The sequence below is a fragment of the Allomesorhizobium camelthorni genome (genome assembly GCF_011045125.1).
Lineage (GTDB): Bacteria > Pseudomonadota > Alphaproteobacteria > Rhizobiales > Rhizobiaceae > Allomesorhizobium > Allomesorhizobium camelthorni.
This window is the reverse complement of the sequence record NZ_JAAKZF010000002.1, coordinates 201,868-222,997: the sequence shown is the minus strand read 5'-3', so window position 1 is coordinate 222,997 and position 21,130 is coordinate 201,868. Positions and strand designations below refer to the sequence as shown.

The following is a 21,130-nucleotide window of genomic DNA, read 5'->3' as shown; positions in this document are numbered from 1 at the left end:
CCGTTGCTAGAGACGGCATCCACCTGCCCCGCGCTGTGCTCCAGGGGTTGACCCCCGCACCGCCGATGAATGCGCGATCGGCCGTCTTGCATAGCACGGAGATCAATCATGCCCATCGGCCGCATCGGACAGGAAATCATCGTCAATTCGACGGCGACGGGTAGTCAAGGTGATTCATCGATCACCGCGCTGGCCGATGGCCGTTTCGTGGCGACGTGGCGGTCCCTTGATGGCGGCGACGGTGACGGGTCCTGCATCCGCGCCCGCCTCTACAATGGCGACGGCAGCGCTGCCGGCGACGACTTCATCGTCAATTCGACCGTAGCGAATGACCAGAACCTGCCTTCCATAACGGCGCTGGCCGACGGCCGCTTCGTGGCGACGTGGGAGTCCTACGACACAATCGACGACCAGGGAAGCTGCATCCGCGCCCGTATCTACAATGCCGACGGCAGCCCCGCCGGCGACGACTTCATCGTCAATTCGACGCCGGAGGGTTATCAATTTTCTCCCTCGATCACGGCGCTGGCCGACGGCCGCTTCGCGGTAACGTGGGAGTCCTTTGACTCCGGCGACGGCTCCGGGAATTGCATCCGCGCCCGTATCTACAATGCCGACGGCAGCGCCACGGGCGACGACTTCGTTGTCAATTCGACGCCGGACGAAGGTCAATTTGACCCTTCGATCACGGCGCTGGCCGATGGCCGCTTCGTCGTGACGTGGACCTCCTTCGACCCCGGCGACGGCTCTGGGTCTTGCGTCCGCGGTCGCGTCCACAATGCCGATGGAAGCGCCGCCGGCAACGACTTCGTCGTCAACTCGACGGCGGCCGGCAATCAACTTGATACTTCGATCACGGCGCTGGCCGACGGCCGCTTCGTGGCCACGTGGCAGTCCGCCGATACCGGCGACGGCTCCGGGAATTGCATCCGCGCCCGCATCTACAATGCCAATGGAAGCGCCTCCGGCGGCGACTTCATCGTCAACTCGACGGCGGCCGATAATCAATTTTACCCTTCGATCACGGCGCTGGCCGATGGCCGCTTCGTGGCGACGTGGACTTCCGGCGACTCAGGCGACGGCTCCGGGAGTTGCATCCGCGCTCGCCTCTACAATGTTGACGGCAGTGCCGCGGGCGACGACTTCATCGTCAATTCGACCGCAACGAATGAGCAGAGCGGGTCCTCCGTAACGGCGCTGGCCGACGGCCGCTTCGTCGTGACGTGGACATCCTTCGAAGCCGGCGACGGCTCCGGGACCTGCATCCGATCGCAGATTTTCGATCCGACCGTGTTCATAGGAACCGTGGGCGAGGACACCTGGCAGGGCGGCAATTTCGCCGACCGCATTTATGGCGGCGCCAGCGCCGATACGCTGTCGGGTCTCGGCGGCGACGATCTGATCAACGGCGATGCCGGAAACGATATCCTCAATGGCAGCGCCGGCAACGACAAGCTGTTCGGGGGCGAGGGCAACGACACCCTCGACGGCGGAACCGGCAACGACACCATGGCGGGAGGCGGCGGCAACGACATTTACATCGTCTCGGCTGTCGGAGACCAGACGATCGAGGCCGCAGGCCAAGGCACCGACACTGTGCGCTCCTACATCAACTGGACGCTGGCCGCCAATGTCGAGCGGCTGGAACTCAAGGGCGCGGGCAATCTGAACGGCACAGGCAATGCGCTCGCCAACACGCTGGTCGGCAATTCCGGCAACAATCTGCTCAGCGGTGGCGCGGGCAACGACTACATGGTCGGCGGCGCAGGCAATGACATTTTTATCGTCGGCGCGGTTGGAGACAGCACGATCGAGAATGTCGGCGGCGGCACCGACACGGTGCGCTCCTACATCAACTGGACGCTGGCCAATAATGTCGAGCGGCTCGAACTGCAGGGTTCCTCTAACCTCAACGGAACCGGCAACAGCTTGAACAACACGCTGGTCGGCAATTCGGGTGCCAACAGCCTGAACGGCGGCGACGGCAACGACTACATCGTCGGTGGGGCCGGCAACGACACGCTCACCGGCGGCGCAGGGAACGATAGGTTGATCGGCGGCACCGGCAGCGACATCCTCAATGGGGGCACAGGCAACGATACTTTCGATTTCGATCTGGCTTCCGACAGCCCGGCCGGACCGGCGCTGCGCGACTCGATCGTCGGCGGCTTCAGCCATGGCTCCGACCTCATCGATCTCGCAACCATCGACGCCAACACGCTGCTAGCCGGCAACCAGGCCTTCTCCTTCATCGGCAGCGCGGCATTTTCCGGCGTGGCCGGACAGCTTCGCTACACGAACTACAACGGCACCGTAATCATCGACGCCGATGTGAATGGCGATTCCACAGCCGACATGCAGATACTGGTCGCCGGCACCAACTTCATGACGGGGACAGACTTTATTCTCTGAGGTCAACTGGCTTAGCCGAAAACTCGTGCTGCCTCCTGCTGCGGTCATGTCCGCATGACAACATCTTGATTGTTCCCGCCAATCGGAACCGGCCAGCGTCGTGCCCTAACCCCCCAACGACGCCGGCCTTCTTTCGTCTTGCGGACCTCCCTCGATGTTGGATTGAATCCAGGCTCCCCAGCCAAGCTTTCCTAAACACGCCTAGCGTAGGTTGCGGTGCTTCGGCAACCGCGCATTTCCACGCTTTTTCAATGTGTTGCGTTCTATTCCACGTAACGGATTTGCAAGCGGTCGCCGCCCCTCACCCGTTGGCGCGGGCTACCGCCCGCTTGGCCATGACGACGATGAGGTTCGCCCGGTACTCGGCCGAGGCGTGGATGTCAGTCATCAGGCTGTCCGCGGGCACGCTGAGACCGTCGAGCGCCGACGGGTCGAAATTGTTGGCCAGCGCGGCCTCGATTTCGCTCGACCGGAACACGCCGTCATCGCCGGCGCCGGTGACGGCCGCCCTCACCCCGCTGTCGCCCTTGGCCACGAACACGCCGACAATGGCATAGCGCGAGGCCGGGTTGCGGAATTTCTCGTAGGCCGCCTTGGCCGGCGCGGTGAAGCGCACGGCGGTGATGATCTCGCCCTCCTCCAGCGCGGTTTCGAACTGGCCGGTGAAGAAGTCGTCGGCCGCGATCTCGCGCCGGTCGGTGACGATCGTCGCGGCGAGCGCCAGGAGGGCCGCCGGATAGTCCGCCGCCGGATCGTTGTTGGCGATCGAGCCGCCGATCGTGCCCATATTGCGGACATGCGGGTCGCCGATCATGCCGGCGAGCCTCGACAGAGCCGGGCACGCCGCCTTGAGGCCGGCGTCGGCTGCGACCTCGGCATGGGTCGAGCCCGCGCCGATGGTGACGGTCGCGCCGGAAACCTTGACGCCCTTCAACGCCGCTATCCGGCCGATATCGACCAGGTCGGAGGGCGCGGCGAGCCTGGTCTTCATCGCCGGAATCAGCGTCATGCCGCCCGCAAGCAGCTTGGCGTCGCCCAGGCTGACGAGTTTCGCGGCGTCGGCGACGGAGGCGGCGCGGTGGTAGGTGGTGGAATACATATCGCGTTGGCTCCTATAAATGAATGAGATAGTGAGATAGTGAGTAGTGAGCATTGACTATTAGAAATTGCCTCGCGTTACCTTGCTTCTCACTATCTCACTACTCACTATCTATCTCACTACTCACTATCTCACTGCCTGCTTCCGTATCGCCGCCCAGACCTTCTGCGGCGTCGCCGGCATGGTCAGTTCGTCGGTTCCGATGGCGTCGGTGATGGCGTTGATGACCGCGGGCGGCGAGCCGATCGCGCCCGCCTCGCCGCAACCCTTGATGCCGAGCGGGTTGCCCGGGCACGGCGTGTTGGAGGTCGAGACCTGGAAGGACGGCAGATCGTCGGCGCGCGGCATGGTGTAATCCATGTAGCTCGCGGTCAGAAGCTGGCCGCTGTCCGGATCGTAATGCGCGCCTTCGAGCAGCGCCTGGCCGACGCCCTGCGCGATGCCGCCATGCACCTGGCCCTCGACGATCATCGGATTGATGATGTTGCCGAAATCGTCGGCCGCCACGAACTGGACGATTTTCGTCACGCCCGTTTCCGGATCGACCTCGACCTCGCAGATGTAGCATCCCGCCGGGAAGGTGAAGTTGGAGGGGTCGTAGAAGGCCGTCTCCTTCAATCCCGGCTCCATGCCGCCCGGCAGGTTGTGCGCGGTGTAGGCGGCGAGCGCCAGCTGGAACCATGGCACCGATTTGTCGGTGCCGGCGACCTTGCAGGCGCCGTCCTCGATGACGATGTCGCCCTCGTCGGCCTCCAGCAGGTGCGCGGCGATCTTCTTGGCCTTGGCCTCGACCTTGTCGAGCGCCTTGACGATGGCGCTCATGCCGACCGCGCCGGAACGCGAGCCGTAGGTGCCCATGCCCATCTGCACCTTGTCGGTGTCGCCATGGACGATCGAGACGGAATCGAGCGGCACGCCGAAGCGTTCGGAAACGAGCTGCGCGAACGTCGTCTCGTGGCCCTGGCCGTGGCTGTGCGAGCCGGTCAGCACCTCGATCGTGCCGACCGCGTTGACGCGCACCTCAGCGCTTTCCCAAAGGCCGACGCCGGCCCCGAGCGAGCCGACGGCCGCGCTCGGCGCGATGCCGCAGGCCTCGATGTAGCAGGACAGGCCGATGCCGCGCAGCTTGCCGCGCTGCTTCGCCTCCTCCCGGCGCTGCGGGAAGCCTTGGTAGTCGGCGGCCTTCATGGCGGCGTCGAGCGAGGCGGCATAGTCGCCGGCGTCGTAGCACATGACGACCGGGGTCTGGTGCGGGAACTGCGTGATGAAATTCTTGCGGCGCAGTTCCGCCGGCGAAACGCCGAGCTGCCTGGCCGCCGTCTCCATCAGCCGCTCCATGACGAAGGTCGCCTCCGGCCGTCCGGCTCCGCGATAGGCGTCGACAGGCGCGGTGTTGGTGTAGATCGCCTTCACATTGGCTTGGATGGCGGGGATGTCGTACTGGCCAGACAGCAGCGTGGCGTAGAGGTAGGTCGGCACCGAGCTGGAGAACAGCGACATGTAGGCGCCGAGATTGGCCTTGGTCTCGACCTTGAGGCCGAGGATATTGTGATCCTCGTCGAAGGCCATTTCGGCATGGGTGGCGTGGTCGCGGCCATGCGCGTCGGTCAAGAAGCTTTCGGTGCGGTCGCCGACCCACTTGACCGGGACGCCGGTCTTCTTCGAGGCCCACAGGCAGACGATCTCTTCCGGATAGATGAAGATCTTGGAGCCGAAGCCGCCGCCGACATCGGGCGCGATGACGCGCAATTTGTTCTCCGGCGCGATGTTGTAGAAGGCGCTCATCACCAGGCGGGCGACGTGCGGGTTCTGGCTGGTCGTCCAGCAGGTGTAATGGTCCTCGGCCTTGTCGTAATGGCCGAGTGCGGCGCGCGGCTCCATCGCGTTCGGAACCAGCCGGTTGTTGGTGATGTCGAGCTTGACGATGTGGGCAGCGTTGGCGAAGGCCGCCTCGGTTTCATCGGCATTGCCGAGATCCCAGTCGAAGATCAGATTGTTGTCCGCTTCCGGATGGAGTTGCGGCGCGCCGGGCTCCAGCGCCCTGGTCGCGTCGGTTACCGCCGGCCGCTCATTGTAGGTGACCTCGACGGCCTCGGCCGCGTCGCGCGCCTGGCCCTTGGTGTCGGCAACCACGATCGCTACCGCATCGCCGACATAGCGCACCCGGTCGACCGCCAACGGCGACCACGCGCCCATCTTCATCGGCGTGCCGTCCTTCGAATGGATCATCCAGCCGCAGATCAGATTGCCGATGCCGTCGGCCTTGAGCTCGCGCCCGGTGAGCACGCCGACGACGCCCGGCATCGCCTTCGCCGCATCGACGTCGATGCCGGTGATATCGGCATGGGCGTGCGGGCTGCGCACGAAGGCCGCATGCTTCATTCCCGGCAGGACGAAATCGTCGACATAGCGCCCAGCGCCGGTGACGAACCTTTTGTCTTCCTTGCGCGCCACGCGTGCGCCGATGCCTTCAATGCCCATCAGATTTCTCCTCCCAGACCTTGATGTGAACAAAAATGGATCGACGGCGGCGGGCGCGTAGGGGCAAGCCCTTGAAACGTCAACGATTTATGCGTGTCACCGATCGCCGGCCATCACCTTTTTATCCACAACGAACCCTCAAGCCGCTTTCCTGCCGCCCGCCGACATCACTTCCGATGCCGCCAGTATCGCCTTGACAATATTATGATATCCGGTGCAGCGGCAGATATTGCCTTCCAGCTCCGCCCGCACGGTCGCCTCGTCCAGGCCGTCCGGATGCCGGGCGATCATGTCGGTAGCTGCCATGATCATTCCGGGCGTGCAGAACCCGCATTGCAGGCCGTGATGCTCCTTGAAGGCCGCCTGCACCGGATGCAGCTCCGCGCCGGCAAGTCCTTCAATTGTAACGATATTCGAGCCCGACGCCTGGGCGGCCAGCATGGTGCAGGACTTCACCGCCTTGCCGTCGACATGGACGACGCATGCGCCGCATTGCGAGGTGTCGCAGCCGACATGGGTGCCCGTCAGGCCGACATGCTCGCGAAGATAATGCACCAGCAGCGTGCGGTCCTCGACCACCCCGCCGACCTGCCGGCCGTTCACCACCATCGATACTTCCGACATGTTTCCTCCTCGGCACGTTCGGCCGCCAGGATACGCGGCCCGGATCGAAATCATACACGGCTATCGAAGCGGGGGAAGATGCTTCTTCTTTTATCCGGTCGGGCCAGCCGCACGGAAAGGATCGCGGCGGTGGCGCGGCGCAGTGGTTCGTGCCAAGCTTTTGGACGGAAACACGGTCGGTCCGCTCTACCCGAGCGGCAGGGGTGGGCGAGATCGGCGTCACTAGCGATGAGGCACGAAAATGAGCGAGATTATCCTGCACAATTACTACCGCTCCTCGACCTCCTACAGGGTGCGGATCGCGCTGGAGATGAAGGGGATAAAATACCGCTACGTGTCGCATCATCTGCGGCTCGGCGAGCATCTCGAGCCAGCCTATCTGGCGGTCAATCCACAAGGCTTGGTGCCGGCGCTGATCTGGAGCGACGGCGCGCTGCACACTCAGTCGCTGGCGATCATTGAATTTTTGGACGAGATCCAGCCGCAGCCGCCGCTGCTGCCCCCGGACGCGCACGGACGGGCGCGGGTGCGCATGCTGTCGCAGATGATCGCCTGCGACATCCATCCGGTGAACAATCTGCGCATATTGACGGCGCTGCGCACGCTTTACGGCGCGGGCGACGAGGATGTCGCCAACTGGTTCCGGCACTGGGTCAACGAAACCTTCCAACCGCTTGAAAAGATTCTGGCGGAAAGCCATGAAACCGGACGCTTCTGCCATTGCGATTCGCCGGGTCTGGCTGACATCTGCCTCGTCGCGCAGGTAGCCAACAATGCCCGCTTCAACCTCGATATGACGCCCTATCCGGTGATCTCGCGCATCAATGCCGAATGCCTGACGCTGCCTGCTTTTATCAAGGCAGCGCCGGCAAACCAGCCGGACGCGGAGTGAGCGCTACGATCAGGCGCCCGTCTTCCTGCGGCGCTCATAGAGCATCACCAGCGTTTCGGCGATCAGCGCGGGCCGCTCCTCGCCTTCGATCTCGACCGTGTTGCTGGCCTTCATCAGATACTGCCCCGGGCCCTTGTTCTCGATCGACATCATCGCGACGCGCAGCCTGACCCGTGCGCCCGACTTCACGGCAGTGATGAACCGGACCTTGTCGAGACCATAATTGAACGCAGCCTGGGTATTTTCTGGCACGACGCCCAGATCTTGCGCGAGCGCTGCGACCAGCGACAGCGTCAGGTAGCCATGCGCGATGGTCGTGCGGAACGGGCTTTCCCTCCGGGCGCGCTCGGCATCGACATGGATCCACTGATGGTCGCCGGTGCAATCGGCGAACTTGTCAATCATCGCCTGATCGACGGTGACCCATTCGGACACGCCGAGTTCCTTGCCGATAAAATCGTCGAGCGTGGCAAAGGTCAGTGTCGTCATGGTGTATGTCTCCGCATCCGCTGCAATCTAGCCTCGCAGCCGATCGATTGAAAAGCCGCGACCGTGTCCAGGCAGTTCGATCAGCGCCGCGGCGGCTGGAACTGCTGCCGGTAAAGGCGCGGCGTCAGGCCTTTCAGCGTCTTGAATTGGCGATTGAAATTGGCCAACGAATTGTAGCCGACGGCGTCGGCTATGTGGGCGACCGGCTTCGCAGTCGCCGTCAGCATGGCGCAGGCCTCGCCGATCTTCATGCGGATCAGATAGTCGGAGATGGAGAGCTGCATGTGGCGGTGAAACAGCCGGTGCAGGCCCGAAGGGCTGAGCGCGGCGATATTGGCGAGGTCGTCGACCGAGACGCCGGACGCGTAGTTCAGGTGGATATGATCGAGCACGCGGTCGATGCGGGCGCGGTCGCCGTCGGCCGGGCGCGCCACCACCATGCGGCTGGCCAGCGTCTCGCCGGCCTCGTCCCTGGCGAGCACGCTCAGGACCTCGATGAGGCGCAGCAGCCTTTCGTCCGGCGGCCGGGTGAACAGATCCTCGATCGCCGGACGCACGCAACCGGCGCAACCCGGCGAAAAGCTCAGGCCAGCGGCCCCGCGCTCCAGCATGGCGGCGACGTGGCCGAGTTCGACGAAGGCATCGCCGAGGGTCGCCGCCCATTGCGCGCTGAACCACATGACCAGCGCGACATGCGGCCGGTCCGGGTCGATCTTGTCGCTAGAACTCCATGTGTGCGGCAAATTGGGCCCGACCAGCACCAGATCAACGTCGCCGAAGGCCGCCGTATGATCGCCGATGAAGCGCTGGCCGCGCGAATTCAGCGTCAGCGTCAGTTCGAATTCCGGATGGTGGTGCCACTGGAACGGAATTTCCGCATCGAGCCGGCGGTTCAGCATTGCCCATGAGGCGCCCGGCTCGGGCTGGACCTTTTCAAGGAACGGCTTCATTGCGCGAATTTCCCGTCAAAGAAGCCAGAATAGTATCGGAATGTGCTCCGCCAATACAACATTGGCGTCTGCGGCGCTGTACGATTGCCCATCATCGCCATTGGAGGCGGAACCATGGGAGAGAGACATGCAGCCGCAAATTCAGCGAGACGCGCATCCTTCGACGCGTCAGGTCACCACGCAGCTCAAGGATATCCAGAAGCGACTGCCGCTCCGGGTATTGAGTGAGGACGATTGGCAGCACTGGATTTCGAGGGGCTATGTGATTGTTCGAGAGGCGGTGCCGCAGGAGAATGTCCGGCGGCTCGTGGATTTGCTCTGGGAGTTTGACGAAAAGGACCCAAACCATCCCGAAACCTGGTACGCGCCGCAGCGCCGCGACCACATCATGCAGGAGCTGAACGGCACCGGCATGCTGGAGATCTACAATCACCAGTATCTATGGGACAACCGCCAGGTCCGGCGCGTTTACGATGCCTTTGTCGACATCTGGGACCGCGAGGACCTCTGGGTGACGATCGACCGCGCCAATCTGAACCCGCCGAAACGCATCCCGGGCAACGTCAACGGCTTCATCCACTGGGACGCCGACACCTCGCTCGATCCGCTGCCGATCGGCGTGCAGGGCGTGTTGTCGCTGGTAAAACAGGACGGCGACATTGGCGGCTTCCAGTGCATCCCGGAACTGTTCTACGGCTTCGACGAGTGGGTGAAGACGCAGCCGGCGGGCCGCGATCCGATGCACCCGGACATCACCGGGCTGACCATCACCAACATCGAGATGAATCCCGGCGACCTGCTGATCTTCAACTCGTTGCTGGCGCATGGCGTGCGACCGAACCGTTCCAAGGACCGGGTGCGCATGGCGCAGTATATTTCAATGCAGCCGGCCGACGAGGACGACGTCGTCGAGCGCGCGACACGGATAAGGATGTGGCGCGAGTTGGAAAGCCCGAAGCGCGACGCCTTCCCCGGCGACCCGCGCGACTGGGAAAAGAAGAACGCCAAAATGGCGGTGCTCACCGAACTCGGCGAAAAGCTGCTTGGCTTGAAAAGCTGGCGATGGGACGGTTCTAGGTAGCCTCAGACGATGCGCTGGCCGCTTTCGGGGTCGAAGAACACAACCCTGTCGAGATTGAACACCAGCGGGTCGCGCACAGTGCCCGGCCGATCGCGACGCGCTGACGCTGACCGCCGGAAAGCTGGCTCGGCCAAGCAGACTTCCGGCCTGTTCAATCTGGTCAGGCCCCAGGTCGACACGATCTATGAGGATATCGCGCAGGCCGGCTTGCAGATGGGGCAGCTTTTGCTTGCGCGGATCGCCAACCATCCGGCACGCGAATTGCAGCTTGTGCACGAGCCGAAGTTGCAGTTCATCGAAAACTGACGCGCCGATTGCCGCGAAAGGACAGAATCGGTCCGCTCCCAGCCTGAATTGAAGTTTTTACGGGGTTTTTGACGATTTTGCTTGCATCCGGAGAAATTTGGTAATTTTAGCTGATTGAATACTTGGCAACTGATTTCCCATACCGGCCTAGTCGGCCATTCGGAGTAGCGACCTTGCAAGAAAACGATATTTCAGCCCTCGAACTGACGGCCTCCATCGTCTCGGCTTATGTCTCAAAGAACAGCGTTCCCGTCGCCGGCCTGCCGGACCTGGTGGCGAGCGTGCACGCTTCGCTGCAGAAACTCGCGGGCTCGCCAGAGCCGGAGCCGGCCCCCTTGACGCCTGCCGTGCCGATCAAGAAATCGGTGACGCCGGATTACATCGTCTCGCTCGAGGACGGACGCAAGTTCAAGTCGCTGAAGCGCCATCTCAGCGCCCATTACGGCATGACGCCGGACGAATACCGGGCCAAGTGGAACCTGCCGAGCGATTATCCGATGGTCGCGCCGAACTACGCCGCCACCCGCTCGGCCCTGGCGAAGACCATGGGGCTCGGCCGCAAGCCGGGCGCAAAGGCAACTCCAAAGGCCAAGCCCGCCACTGGTGCAAAGCGCGGCCGTCCGAAAAAGGCGTCCTGAGCGACCCGGCCGGATAGCTTGGCGGCTATTCGTCCGGGACAAATCCTTTCGGAATTTCCTCGACCCGCCTGATCCGTCCCTGGTCCAGGCGGAACACGCCGTTCTGCCCGCCCTGCCTTTCGAAATCCGACTGCAGATCGTCCCAGGTGCCGAGATATTCGCCGCAATCGTCGCACCGGATTTCCGATTCCGGGCGCGCATTGGCTGGTATCCTGAGCCGGATCGTCAGGCAGTAGGGACATTCGAGTTGGTGGTTCAGGTATTCCGCCGTCACGGGGTTGCTCTCTTTGAACCCGATGATGCCACGCCAACCAGGCAATGTCGAATAACACCGCCTTGAGGCGGCGGACATATCCGCGCGGCCGGCGGAGGTGACTTGACGCCGCGCGGCGTCACGCGTTAGGGCCGTGGCCCAACCAAAGCATCGGACAGGAAGGCCCCCAGCCCATGGAAATCTTCACTGCCGCCGGCTTCGCGGCGCTCTTTCAGGTCATCGCGATCGATCTCGTTCTCGCCGGTGACAACGCCATTGTGATTGGAATGGCCGCGGCCGGCCTGCCGGCCGATCAGCGCAGGAAAGCGATCCTCGTCGGCATCATGGCGGCGACCGTGCTGCGCATAGGCTTTGCCTTGATCACGCAGTGGCTTCTGGCGATCGGGCCGATGCTTCTCATTGCCGGCGGCCTGCTCCTGCTCTGGGTGTGCTGGAAGATGTGGCGCGAGCTCAGCGTCACCCACGAAGAGGAAGAGGAAGCAACCGAGGCGCTGTCGGACGTCGATTACGACAAGGATGGGAAGATCGCCGGAAGGAAGCCGCGCAAGAGTTTCGCGCAGGCGGCCTGGCAGATCGTCATCGCCGACGTGTCGATGTCGCTCGACAATGTTCTGGCCGTCGCCGGCGCCGCGATGGACCACCCGACGGTCCTGATCTTCGGCCTGGCGCTGTCGATCGCGCTGATGGGCTTCGCCGCCTCGTTCGTGGCGCGGCTGCTGCACAAGCACCGCTGGATCGCCTATATCGGCCTGGTCATCATACTCTACGTTGCGCTCAAGATGATCCTGGACGGCGCTGTCGACCAGTTCCCGGAGCAGTTCGGTTTCATGAACGGATGGTTCGGCTCGCATGGAGGCGGCCACTAAGCAGATCGCGAGGCAAGCCGGCGCGCCATGCGCCGGTTTGCCTGACGACGAAACTGTGCTATTGCGCCGCCCGAATTCAGCGCCCAACAGCGTTTGCTGATCGCCATCATTTCGAGAATGTCGGGCCGGACCTTCGAGGTGCCGGCCCGAAGCCATTGGAAAACCGCTAATGTCCGCTCCACGCGTCAGTTTCGTCAGCCTCGGATGCCCGAAGGCGCTCGTGGATTCCGAGCGTATCATAACCCGGCTGCGCGCAGAGGGTTACGAGATCGCGCGCAGGCATGACGGCGCTGACCTCGTGGTGGTCAACACCTGCGGCTTTCTCGATTCCGCACGCGACGAGTCGCTCGCGGCCATCGGCTCGGCCATGTCGGAAAACGGCAAGGTTATCGTCACCGGGTGCCTTGGCGCTGAGCCGGAGGTGATCCGCGAAAAGCATCCCAACGTGCTCGCCATCACTGGACCACAGGCGTACGAAAGCGTGATGGCGGCGGTGCACAAGGCGGCGCCTCCGACGCACGAGCCGTTCATCGATCTTCTGCCGCCGCAGGGCGTGAAGCTGACGCCGCGTCACTACGCCTATCTCAAGATTTCGGAGGGCTGCAACAACCGCTGCACCTTCTGCATCATCCCGGCGCTGCGCGGCGACCTCGTCTCGCGACCGGCCGGCGACGTGCTGCGCGAAGCCGAAAAGCTTGCAAAGGCAGGCGTCAAGGAGATCCTGGTCATCTCGCAGGACACCAGCGCCTACGGGATCGACATCAAATACCAGACCAGCCTGTTCCAGGAGCGCGAGGTACGCGCCAAATTCCTCGATTTGTCGAAGGAATTGGGCGAACTCGGCGTTTGGGTGCGCATGCACTATGTCTACCCCTACCCGCATGTCGCGGACGTGATCCCGCTAATGGCCGAGGGAAAGATCCTCCCCTATCTCGACATCCCCTTCCAGCACGCCTCGCCGCAGGTACTGAAGAACATGCGCCGCCCGGCGCATGGCGAAAAGACGCTGGAGCGCATTCGCGGCTGGCGCGAGGTCTGCCCGGATCTTGCCATCCGCTCGACTTTCATCGTCGGCTTTCCCGGCGAGACGGACGAGGAATTCGAGATGCTGCTCGACTGGCTGGACGAAGCCAAAATCGACCGCGCCGGCTGCTTCAAATACGAAGCTGTGAAGGGTGCCCGCTCGAACGATCTCGGCCTCGAACAGGTGCCACAGGAGGTGAAGGAAGCCCGCTGGCACCGCTTCATGCAGCGCCAGCAGAAGATCTCCGCTGTCCGGCAGCAGAAGAAGGTTGGCAAACGCCTGCCCGTCATCATCGACGAGGCGCATGGTCTATCGGCCAAGGGTCGCACGAAATACGACGCGCCGGAGATCGACGGCTCGGTCCACATCCAGTCGCGCCGGCCGCTGCGCGCCGGCGATATCGTGACGGTCAAGATCGATCGCGCCGACGCCTACGATCTCTACGGCTCGGCTGTCTGACCGCTGCCTTCGGCTATAGGAATGGATTGACAATGCGCACGCCGGCGATCTCGCGGCCGTGGGCAAGATCCTCCGTCATGAGTTCTCGGCAATTCTGAGCGCGGGCTGAAGCAATGATCGCACAATCCCAAAATGAGAACCCCGACACGGCCTTGATCTGAAGCGCGTCCTGAAACAGCGCAAGGGTATTGTCCTGCACGGGAAAGCGCATCCAAGTGCTTATGATGTCTGTCGCTGTCCCGTGAGATATTGCACCTGAGCGTGATGCGCGTGTCGCCTGAACGTAGAACTCCTGCAGAACCTGGACGGACAACGCGCAATCGTCGCCATCGAGCAAAATCAGCGCCCGTTCTCGCTTCGAGGACTCATAAGGGTCAGAGCTAATGGAATAGAGCAGAACGTTGGTGTCGAGAAAAACCGGCACGATCAGCGATTGCGTTCGTGAACTTCTTCACGCGACAAGCGATCAGAAGCGCTGAATCCGGTGATTGTCGATCTTATTGCTGCTTCCTTGCGTTTCAGCCTCTCGAATTCAGTTTCCGTATTTGCAAGGTCCTTCAAATACTCTCGAACCATCGCCGAGACGGAAGAATCACGTTCGGCCGCCTTCATTCGCGCGCGCCGGTAGGTTTCGTTGTCCACAGTAACTGTGATATTTTTCATGCTTCACAGTACCACAGTTGCGCGAATGCCGGCAAGGCCACGAACCAGCCTGCAGACGGGATAAAGGGCTCCAACAAAAAGGGCGCCCTTTGGCGCCCTTTCGATTACTTGGAGCCACCAGCCGATCACTTCGGCAGCCGGTCGTCCACGCCCTGGACGTAGAAGTTCATGCCGAGCAGCACGCCGTCCTCGGCGACCTCGCCATCCTTCAGCCATTCCGAGCCGTCCTGCTTCTTGATCGGACCAGTGAAGGGGTTGAATTCGCCGGACTTGATCTTCGCCTCGGTCTCCTCGGCGAGCTTCTTCACATCGTCAGGCATATTGGCGTAAGGCGCCATGACGACGTGGCCTTCCTTCATTCCGCCCCAGACGTCATGCTGCTTCCAGGTGCCGTCGATTACCGCCTTGACCCGCTCGGTATAGTACGGGCCCCAATTGTCGACGATCGAGGTGAGCTGCGTTTCGGGGCCGAACTTGATCATGTCGGAAGCCTGGCCGAAGGCCTTGATGCCGCGCTCGGTCGCGACCTGCATGGGCGCGGTCGAATCCGTGTGCTGGGTGATGATGTCGACGCCTTGGTCGATCAGCGCCTTGGCAGCGTCCGCTTCCTTGCCCGGGTCGAACCAGGTGTTTGCCCATACGACCTTCAGCTTGAAATCGGGATTGATCGATTGCGCGCCAAGCACGAAGGAGTTGATGCCCATCACCACTTCGGGGATCGGGAAGGAGGCGATGTAGCCGGCAACGCCGGCTTTCGACATCTTCGCCGCGATCACGCCCTGCACGTATCGGCCCTCATGGAATTTGGAATTGTAGGTCGCGACGTTCGGATGATCGCGCTTGTAGCCGGTCGCGTGCTCGAACTTCACGTCCGGGAATTTTCCGGCGACCTTGTTGGTCGGGTCCATGTAGCCGAAGGAGGTGGTGAAGATGATGTTGCAGCCGGAACGGGCGAAGCGCTCGATGGCGCGCTCCGCGTCGGCGCCTTCCGGCACGCTTTCGAGATAGGCTGTCTCGACCTGATCGCCGAGCTCCGCCTTCATCTGTTCGAGGCCCTGATGGTGCTGATAGGACCAGCCGAAGTCGCCGATCGGCCCGACATAGATGTAGCAGGCCTTGGTGGCTGCTTCCGCGGCCATAGTGCCGAGCGACAGCACGGCTGCCGCGGCGGCAAATGACAAAATTTTGCTTTTCATTCTCGTTCGTCCTCTTTCAGTTGTTGCCGGGGACACTATCCCGTTGTTTTTGAACATGATGTTTCCGGACCGTTCCCATTTCCCGGAATCATGCCTTAGCGATCTGGCACAAACGGCCGCCCCAGAGAAGCCGGTGTGTTGACCATGGTCAGCCGCCTGTTGCGCGAGATTAGAACAAGCACGACGATGGTCGCCAGATAGGGAAGCGAAGAAAGTAGCTGCGAGGGCACGCCTATCCCCAGCGCCTGCGCGTGCAGTTGGCCGATCGAGACGGCGCCGAAGAGATAAGCGCCGGCGAGCACGCGCCACGGCCGCCATGAAGCGAACACGACCAGCGCCAGCGCGATCCAGCCGCGCCCGGCGGTCATGTTCTCGATCCATTGCGGCGTGTAGACCAGCGACAGGTACGCGCCCGCCAGGCCGGCGCAGGCCCCGCCGAACATCACCGCCAGATAGCGTATGCCGATGACGTTGATGCCAAGCGCATGCGCCGAGCCATGATTGTCGCCGACCGAGCGCAGGGTCAGGCCGGCCCGCGTGCGGAACAGGAACCAGGCGACGCCGACGGTCAGCAGGATCGAGAGATAGAACACCGGATCCTGGCCGAAGATCAGCCTTCCGATCACAGGGAGATCGGACAGGAACGGAATGTCGAGATTGCCGAGCTTGATGCCGGGCTGGCCGACAAAACCTTCGCCGAGCATGCCGGAGAGGCCGAGGCCGAGCAGCGTCAGCGCCAGCCCGGTGGCGACCTGGTTGGTGACGAGCGTCAGCGTCAGGAAGCCGAACAGCAGGGAAAACAGCGCGCCGACCGCGATTGCCGCGAAAATGCCAAGCCAGGGCGAGCCGGTGGCCAGCGTCACGCCGAAGCCGGTGACCGCGCCCATGACCATCATGCCTTCGACGCCGAGGTTGAGCACGCCGGAGCGCTCGACCACCAGTTCGCCGATCGAAGCGATGAGCAGCGGCGTCGCGGCCGTTGCGATAGTGATGAGGATGGATTCAAACATTCTGGGAAACCTCCGCCGCCTTCACGGCAGGCGTGCCGACGAAGCGGACGCGGTAATGGATCAGCGTGTCGCAGGCGAGCACGAAGAACAGGATCATGCCCTGGAAGGCGCGCACCACCTTGTCGGAGACGCCGATCGAGATCTGCGCAGCCTCGCCGCCGAGATACGACAGCGCAAGCACCAGCCCCGCTGCGACGATGCCCAACGGATTGAGGCGGCCGAGAAAGGCCACGATGATTGCCGCAAAGCCATAGCCCGGCGAAATGGTCGGACGTAGCTGGCCGATCGCGCCCGATACTTCCGAAATGCCCGCCAGCCCGGCAAGCGCGCCGGAGACGATGAAGGCGAAGAACACCATCTTCGACGCCGAGAAGCCGGCGAAGCGCCCTGCCCTCGGGCTCTGGCCGAGCACCTTGACCTCGAAGCCGCGCAGCGTTCTGGACAGCATGAACCAGGCCGCGACCGCAGCAATCAGTGCAAAGGCAAACCCCCAATGGGCGCGGCCCGAGGCAGGCAGAATTTCCGGCAGGATGGCGTATTCGTGGAAATTGCGTGTTTCCGGAAAATTCATGCCCCCAGGGTTGCGCCAGGGACCGCGCACCAGCCAGTCGAGGAAAAGCTGGGCGACATAGACCAGCATCAGGCTGGTCAGGATCTCGTTGGTGTTGAAGCGGGCCTTGAGATAGGCCGGCACGGACGCGTAGGCCGCGCCGCCGATCATGCCCATCAGGAGCATCAGCGGCAGGACGATCCAGGATTGCAGGTCGGGATACATGACCGGCAGGATCGAGCCGACAATCGCGCCGATGGTGAACTGCCCCTCGGCGCCGATGTTCCAGTTGTTGGACAGGAAGCAGACGGACAGCCCGACTGCGATCAGGATGAGCGGCGCTGCCTTGACCGCCAGCTCGTGCAACTGCCAGCGGTTGTTCTCGTCCCATAGGCCGGTGAGCGGGTCGATGAAGTAATAGTAGAGCGCCTCGGCGGGGTTCTTGCCGAGCAGCGAAAACATGATCGCGCCGGCAATCAGCGTGAGCCCAAGCGCGATGAAGGGCGACAGCGCGGAAAACAGCGCCGATTGCTGAGGGCGTTTGACGAGTTCGATGCGCATCAGGCCAGCTCCGCCACAGGTTCGACATGGCCGGGCTCGGCGCCGCCCATCAATAGCCCGACCTTCTCGAAGGTCGCCTCGGCGATCGGCAGCGGTTTCGACAATTCGCCATTGTGCATGACCGCGATGGAATCGGAGATCTCGAACAATTCGTCGAGATCCTGGCTGATGACCACCACGGCTGAGCCGCTGCGCGCCAGTTCGATCAGCGCCTGGCGTATGCGGGCAGCCGCACCGGCGTCAACGCCCCAGGTCGGCTGGTTGACCACCATCACCGCCGGGCGGCGGTCGAGTTCGCGGCCTATGATGAATTTCTGCAGATTGCCGCCCGAAAGCGCGGCAGCCTCCGGGTCGGGCCCACTCTTGCGCACGTCCATGATTTCGATGATGCGCTGCGCGGCGGTGGCGATGGCGCGGGTCTGCACCGTCCCGGCCGTGCCGAGAAAGGCTTTGCGGTCGGTGGCGTGACGCGACAGGAGCAGGTTTTCCGACAGGCGCATGCGGGGCGCCGCGCCGTGGCCCAGTCGCTCCTCCGGCACGAAGGCCGCACCAAGCAGCCTGCGGCCCGAAATCGTCAGCCGGCCGGCATCCTTGCCGCGGATGCGGACGTTCGCCGCATCCTGCTGCTGGACTTCGCCCGACACCGCCTCGAAGAATTCTCCCTGGCCGTTGCCGGCAACGCCCGCTATGCCGATCACCTCGCCGGCGCGGGCGCTGAGATTGATGTTGCGGAGCGGGATGGAGAAGGGTGTTGCGGGAGTGCGCGAGAGGTTGCGCACCTCGAGTAGCGCTGCGGCTTTGTCCATGCCCTGGACGGGATCGCGCACCACGGCCTGCACCTCGTTGCCGACCATCATGCGGGCCAGCGACGAAGCAGTTTCCTTGCGCGGATCGCAATGGCCGACGACCTTGCCGTGGCGCAGCACGGTGGCGCGGTCGCACAAGCGTTTGACCTCTTCCAGCCGGTGCGAAATGTAGAGGATCGACTTGCCTTCCGAGCGCAGCCTTTCCAGCGTCTCGAAAAGCCGGTCGGCTTCTTGCGGCGTCAGCACGGAGGTCGGCTCATCGAGGATAATGAGCTGCGGGGTCTGCAACAGGCAGCGGATGATCTCGATGCGCTGGCGTTCGCCCACCGACAGATCGCCGACCAGCGAATAGGGATCGAGCGGCAGGCCGTAGCTGTAGGAGAGCGCCTTGGCCTTGGCGGCGATGGTGGCGATCGGCGTATCGTCGTCGAGCGACAGGGCTATGTTTTCGGCCGCGGTCAACGCATCGAACAACGAAAAGTGCTGGAACACCATGCCGATGCCGAGCTTGCGGGCAGCGCCCGGGCTGGAAATCTGCTCGACCTGGCCGTTCCATCGGATTTCGCCGGCATTCGGCTCCAGCGAGCCGAACAGCATCTTGACCAGAGTGGATTTGCCGGCGCCGTTTTCGCCGAGCAGCGCGTGGATCTCGCCCCGGCCGACCGTAAGATCGATATTGTCGCACGCCTTGAGCGTGCCGAAGATTTTCGTCAGGCCGCGCACCTCGAGCAGGTTGCCGCCTTCAGTCTCAAGGGTTGCCGTCACAACGCTCCCCAGTTTTGATTATGTTCCCGAAAGCATCGTAGGCGCGGCTGTTGCATAACGCAAAGCGGGACGCCGCTTGAAAGTGCTTCAAGAATTTCGGGGAAAACTCAAGGGAGGAGAATGCTTGTCCCCGTGGTCTTGCGCGCTTCGAGATCGGCATGCGCCTTGGCAGCATCCTTAAGCGCATAGCGCTGGTTGATCTCGACCCTGACCGCACCGCTTGCCACCACCTCGAACAGCGCCTTCGCCGATGCTTCGAGATCTTCGCGCTTGGCATTGTAGGAGAAGATCGTTGGCCGGGTGGCGAACAGCGAACCCTTCTGCGACAGCAGCGCCAAGTTGAAAGGCGGTATCGGGCCGGACGACTGGCCAAAGGAGACGAACAGGCCGCGCGGCCTCAGGCAGTCGAGTGATCCCGGAAACGTGTCCTTGCCGACAGAGTCGTAGACAACATCGCAGAGCTTGCCGCCGGTGATCTCCTTCACCGCGCCGACGAAATCGGTCTCGCGATAATTGATGACATGGTCGAAGCCATGCGCCTTCGCCAGCGCGATCTTCTCGGCGGAGCTCGCCGTGCCGATCACAGTTGCGCCGAGATGCTTCGCCCATTGCCCGAGGATCAGACCGACGCCGCCGGCCGCGGCGTGGTAGAGGATGGTGTCGCCGGGCTTCACCGGGAATGTCCTGCGCAACAGATATTCGGCGGTCATGCCCTTCAGCATCATGGCGGCCGCCTGCTCGTCGCTGACGCCGTCTGGAACCCTGACGAGAACCGACGCTGTGATGACCCGCTCGTCACTATAAGCGCCGAGCGGGCCGGCATAGGCGACGCGATCGCCATTCTTCAGCCCTTCGACGCCTTCGCCGGTCTCGACAACCACGCCCGCCGCCTCGTTGCCGAGGATAAGTGGAAATCCCGCCGGCGCGGGATAGACCCCGCTGCGGTAATAGACGTCGAGGAAGTTCAACCCGATCGCGGTATGGCGGACGAGCACCTGCCCCGGACCGGGACGGCCTGGATCGTTCTCTTCATAGGCCATCACCTCCGGTCCACCATTGGCCTGGATCTTTATTGCTTTTGACATGTCAGACTTTCCTGGCGCCTAGATTGGGAAACAACTGCATCACGCCGCCGATGAAGAACAGGTAGATGCCGGTCGAGGCGATGCCGATCTTGGTGAAAAGGCCGACATTCGCCGAAAGCACACCGATCCTGTCATAGAAGGTGGCGAGCGCCGACTGCGCAAGCGCAAGCGCGCCGAAGGCGCACCACAATAGCGTGACCGTCAGGTTGAGCGGCCGCAGCCGTCTTACGCGGACAGGGTGCAGGAAGTAGACCGGCACGAATGTCAGGATGCCGGCGAAGACGACAACGGCGAAGGACAGCCACTGGCCCGGCTCGGTGACGAACAGCGTGAACACCACCATGTTCCATACCACCGGGAATCCCTTGAAGAAGTTCTCCTTCGTCTTCATGCCGGTGTCGGCATAATAGATCGCGCTCGAAACCACGATGATCGCTGCCGACAGGAAGGAGAGCCCCTCGCCCATCAGCCCGAACTGGTAGAGCGCGAAAGCCGGGATGAGGACGTAGGTGACGTAATCGATGATGTTGTCGAGAAGCTCGCCCGACCAGGTCGGAAGGATTTCCTTGACTTCGAGCTTGCGCGCGATCGGGCCGTCTATGCCATCCACGAACAGCGCCAGGCCGAGCCACCAGAACATCGCCGTCCAGCGCTCTTCGCTGGCCGCCACAAGCGACAAAAAGGCCAGGAACGATCCCGAGGCGGTCAGCAGATGAACCGAAAAGGCCTTCGCCTGCGGCCAGGTGACCTGCCTGCGTTTGGTGCGACCGACATGCGGGCTGTCCGCCATGAATTGTCCTCTTCCGTCAGCCCGACCTTAATCGCAGCCTTGTCGAGCGTACAAGCGCTATTGCGCCCGCCGTCGATGGGCTGAATCGCCACGTTGCTCCGAGCGCGCC

Annotated in this window: 21 protein-coding genes; 7 read left to right on the top strand and 14 right to left on the bottom strand. The window is 62.9% G+C overall.

The window, feature by feature from the left end; genetic code table 11:
• Positions 1 to 108: 108 nt before the first annotated feature.
• Complete coding sequence (locus G6N73_RS03505; protein WP_165023430.1) at positions 109 to 2,412, top strand: calcium-binding protein; 2,304 nt, start codon at positions 109 to 111, stop codon at positions 2,410 to 2,412.
• Positions 2,413 to 2,713: 301 nt separating this feature from the next.
• Here G6N73_RS03505 and G6N73_RS03500 read toward each other — a convergent pair whose 3' ends face one another.
• The 3 genes from G6N73_RS03500 to G6N73_RS03490 form a co-directional block, all read right to left on the bottom strand.
• Complete coding sequence (locus G6N73_RS03500; protein WP_165023427.1) at positions 2,714 to 3,511, bottom strand: FAD binding domain-containing protein; 798 nt, start codon at positions 3,509 to 3,511, stop codon at positions 2,714 to 2,716.
• 126 nt (positions 3,512 to 3,637) lie between these two features.
• Positions 3,638 to 5,992, bottom strand: a complete 2,355-nt coding sequence (locus G6N73_RS03495; RefSeq protein ID WP_165023424.1) for a xanthine dehydrogenase family protein molybdopterin-binding subunit — start codon at positions 5,990 to 5,992, stop codon at positions 3,638 to 3,640.
• Positions 5,993 to 6,130: 138 nt separating this feature from the next.
• The gene (locus tag G6N73_RS03490) at positions 6,131 to 6,616 is read right to left on the bottom strand and encodes a (2Fe-2S)-binding protein (protein ID WP_165023421.1); all 486 of its coding nucleotides are present in this window, start codon (positions 6,614 to 6,616) and stop codon (positions 6,131 to 6,133) included.
• A gap of 241 nt (positions 6,617 to 6,857) precedes the next feature.
• Between G6N73_RS03490 and maiA the strand changes: the two genes are divergently transcribed.
• Positions 6,858 to 7,508, top strand: coding sequence for a maleylacetoacetate isomerase (gene maiA / locus G6N73_RS03485; protein ID WP_165023419.1), 651 nt, complete (start codon positions 6,858 to 6,860; stop codon positions 7,506 to 7,508).
• Positions 7,509 to 7,517: 9 nt separating this feature from the next.
• On the opposite strand, the gene G6N73_RS03480 is transcribed toward maiA, so the two are convergent.
• Both G6N73_RS03480 and G6N73_RS03475 read right to left on the bottom strand, forming a co-directional pair.
• The gene (locus tag G6N73_RS03480; RefSeq protein ID WP_165023417.1) at positions 7,518 to 7,997 is read right to left on the bottom strand and encodes a MaoC family dehydratase; all 480 of its coding nucleotides are present in this window, start codon (positions 7,995 to 7,997) and stop codon (positions 7,518 to 7,520) included.
• Positions 7,998 to 8,077: 80 nt separating this feature from the next.
• The gene (locus G6N73_RS03475) at positions 8,078 to 8,947 is read right to left on the bottom strand and encodes a helix-turn-helix domain-containing protein (RefSeq protein ID WP_165023414.1); all 870 of its coding nucleotides are present in this window, start codon (positions 8,945 to 8,947) and stop codon (positions 8,078 to 8,080) included.
• A gap of 127 nt (positions 8,948 to 9,074) precedes the next feature.
• Between G6N73_RS03475 and G6N73_RS03470 the strand changes: the two genes are divergently transcribed.
• The 3 genes from G6N73_RS03470 (at position 9,075) to G6N73_RS03460 (ending at position 10,972) form a co-directional block, all read left to right on the top strand.
• Positions 9,075 to 10,028: a phytanoyl-CoA dioxygenase family protein gene (locus tag G6N73_RS03470; RefSeq protein ID WP_165023412.1), complete on the top strand. Its 954-nt coding sequence runs from the start codon at positions 9,075 to 9,077 to the stop codon at positions 10,026 to 10,028.
• A 9-nt stretch (positions 10,029 to 10,037) separates the two neighbouring features.
• The gene (locus G6N73_RS36275) at positions 10,038 to 10,334 is read left to right on the top strand and encodes a hypothetical protein (RefSeq protein WP_206078634.1); all 297 of its coding nucleotides are present in this window, start codon (positions 10,038 to 10,040) and stop codon (positions 10,332 to 10,334) included.
• Positions 10,335 to 10,507: 173 nt separating this feature from the next.
• The gene (locus tag G6N73_RS03460) at positions 10,508 to 10,972 is read left to right on the top strand and encodes a Ros/MucR family transcriptional regulator (RefSeq protein WP_165023409.1); all 465 of its coding nucleotides are present in this window, start codon (positions 10,508 to 10,510) and stop codon (positions 10,970 to 10,972) included.
• Between the two features lie 25 nt (positions 10,973 to 10,997).
• Here the strand turns inward: G6N73_RS03460 and G6N73_RS03455 are convergent, their stop codons facing one another.
• Entirely contained in the window at positions 10,998 to 11,246 is a 249-nt protein-coding gene (locus G6N73_RS03455; protein ID WP_165023406.1) for a hypothetical protein, read from the bottom strand.
• Between the two features lie 173 nt (positions 11,247 to 11,419).
• Between G6N73_RS03455 and G6N73_RS03450 the strand changes: the two genes are divergently transcribed.
• The gene (locus G6N73_RS03450; RefSeq protein WP_165023403.1) at positions 11,420 to 12,112 is read left to right on the top strand and encodes a TerC family protein; all 693 of its coding nucleotides are present in this window, start codon (positions 11,420 to 11,422) and stop codon (positions 12,110 to 12,112) included.
• A 169-nt stretch (positions 12,113 to 12,281) separates the two neighbouring features.
• Entirely contained in the window at positions 12,282 to 13,595 is a 1,314-nt protein-coding gene (gene rimO / locus G6N73_RS03445) for a 30S ribosomal protein S12 methylthiotransferase RimO (protein ID WP_165023400.1), read from the top strand.
• Between the two features lie 13 nt (positions 13,596 to 13,608).
• On the opposite strand, the gene G6N73_RS03440 is transcribed toward rimO, so the two are convergent.
• The 8 genes from G6N73_RS03440 to pcsA all read right to left on the bottom strand — a co-directional run bounded on the left by G6N73_RS03440 (position 13,609) and on the right by pcsA (position 21,021).
• A complete protein-coding gene (locus G6N73_RS03440) occupies positions 13,609 to 14,019 on the bottom strand; it encodes a PIN domain-containing protein (RefSeq protein ID WP_165023397.1) in 411 nt (136 codons plus the stop codon).
• A gap of 2 nt (positions 14,020 to 14,021) precedes the next feature.
• A complete protein-coding gene (locus G6N73_RS03435) occupies positions 14,022 to 14,258 on the bottom strand; it encodes a ribbon-helix-helix protein, CopG family (RefSeq protein ID WP_165023394.1) in 237 nt (78 codons plus the stop codon).
• Positions 14,259 to 14,383: 125 nt separating this feature from the next.
• Entirely contained in the window at positions 14,384 to 15,397 is a 1,014-nt protein-coding gene (locus G6N73_RS03430) for a BMP family ABC transporter substrate-binding protein (protein WP_246251590.1), read from the bottom strand.
• A 152-nt stretch (positions 15,398 to 15,549) separates the two neighbouring features.
• A complete protein-coding gene (locus tag G6N73_RS03425; protein WP_165023388.1) occupies positions 15,550 to 16,464 on the bottom strand; it encodes an ABC transporter permease in 915 nt (304 codons plus the stop codon).
• The gene (locus tag G6N73_RS03420) at positions 16,457 to 17,575 is read right to left on the bottom strand and encodes an ABC transporter permease (RefSeq protein WP_165023385.1); all 1,119 of its coding nucleotides are present in this window, start codon (positions 17,573 to 17,575) and stop codon (positions 16,457 to 16,459) included. Before G6N73_RS03420 ends, G6N73_RS03425 begins: the two co-directional genes overlap by 8 nt.
• Entirely contained in the window at positions 17,575 to 19,146 is a 1,572-nt protein-coding gene (locus G6N73_RS03415) for an ATP-binding cassette domain-containing protein (RefSeq protein WP_165023382.1), read from the bottom strand. The genes G6N73_RS03420 and G6N73_RS03415 overlap by 1 nt, the downstream gene beginning before the upstream one ends.
• Positions 19,147 to 19,253: 107 nt before the next feature.
• Entirely contained in the window at positions 19,254 to 20,231 is a 978-nt protein-coding gene (locus tag G6N73_RS03410) for a quinone oxidoreductase family protein (protein ID WP_165023379.1), read from the bottom strand.
• A gap of 1 nt (position 20,232) precedes the next feature.
• Positions 20,233 to 21,021, bottom strand: a complete 789-nt coding sequence (gene pcsA, locus G6N73_RS03405) for a phosphatidylcholine synthase (protein ID WP_165023376.1) — start codon at positions 21,019 to 21,021, stop codon at positions 20,233 to 20,235.
• Positions 21,022 to 21,130: the final 109 nt, after the last annotated feature.